The 1,553-nt window shown below is 56.5% G+C and carries 1 rRNA gene (running past one end of the window); it reads right to left on the reverse strand.

Annotation, left to right across the window (positions count from 1 at the left end):
* Positions 1 to 21: 21 nt before the first annotated feature.
* Positions 22 to 1,553: ribosomal RNA gene (locus ACWDD7_RS37435) — 23S ribosomal RNA — on the reverse strand; its annotated part runs 1,762 nt beyond the window's last position; the annotation flags it as partial.

Below are 1,553 nucleotides of genomic sequence, written 5' to 3' on the forward strand. Positions count from 1 at the left end.
ACACAGTGGACGCGAGCAACTGAGGACAAGCCCTCGGCCTATTAGTACCGGTCACCTCCACCAGTTACCTGGCTTCCAGATCCGGCCTATCAACCCAGTCGTCTACTGGGAGCCTTACCCCATCAAGTGGGTGGGAGTCCTCATCTCGAAGCAGGCTTCCCGCTTAGATGCTTTCAGCGGTTATCCCTCCCGAACGTAGCCAACCAGCCATGCCCTTGGCAGAACAACTGGCACACCAGAGGTTCGTCCGTCCCGGTCCTCTCGTACTAGGGACAGCCCTTCTCAAGACTCCTACGCGCACAGCGGATAGGGACCGAACTGTCTCACGACGTTCTAAACCCAGCTCGCGTACCGCTTTAATGGGCGAACAGCCCAACCCTTGGGACCGACTCCAGCCCCAGGATGCGACGAGCCGACATCGAGGTGCCAAACCATCCCGTCGATATGGACTCTTGGGGAAGATCAGCCTGTTATCCCCGGGGTACCTTTTATCCGTTGAGCGACGGCGCTTCCACAAGCCACCGCCGGATCACTAGTCCCGACTTTCGTCCCTGCTCGACCCGTCGGTCTCACAGTCAAGCTCCCTTGTGCACTTACACTCAACACCTGATTGCCAACCAGGCTGAGGGAACCTTTGGGCGCCTCCGTTACCCTTTAGGAGGCAACCGCCCCAGTTAAACTACCCATCAGACACTGTCCCTGATCCGGATCACGGACCCAGGTTAGACATCCAGCACGACCAGACTGGTATTTCAACGACGACTCCACCCATACTGGCGTATGAGCTTCAAAGTCTCCCAGCTATCCTACACAAGCCGAACCGAACACCAATATCAAACTGTAGTAAAGGTCCCGGGGTCTTTCCGTCCTGCTGCGCGAAACGAGCATCTTTACTCGTAGTGCAATTTCACCGGGCCTATGGTTGAGACAGTCGAGAAGTCGTTACGCCATTCGTGCAGGTCGGAACTTACCCGACAAGGAATTTCGCTACCTTAGGATGGTTATAGTTACCACCGCCGTTTACTGGCGCTTAAGTTCTCAGCTTCGCCCACCCGAAAGTGAGCTAACCGGTCCCCTTAACGTTCCAGCACCGGGCAGGCGTCAGTCCGTATACATCGCCTTACGGCTTCGCACGGACCTGTGTTTTTAGTAAACAGTCGCTTCTCGCTGGTCTCTGCGGCCACCCCCAGCTCAAGGAGTAAATCCCATCACCGAGCGTGGCCCCCCTTCTCCCGAAGTTACGGGGGCATTTTGCCGAGTTCCTTAACCATAGTTCACCCGAACGCCTCGGTATTCTCTACCTGACCACCTGAGTCGGTTTAGGGTACGGGCCGCCATGAAACTCGCTAGAGGCTTTTCTCGACAGCATAGGATCATCCACTTCACCACAATCGGCTCGGCATCAGGTCTCAGACATAAAGTGTGCGGATTTGCCTACACACCGTCCTACACCCTTACCCCGGGACAACCACCGCCCGGGATGGACTACCTTCCTGCGTCACCCCATCACTCACCTACTAACCGCTTGGTTCAGCGGCTCCACCACTCCCCTC

The sequence above is a fragment of the Streptomyces sp. NPDC001056 genome, assembly GCF_053598955.1.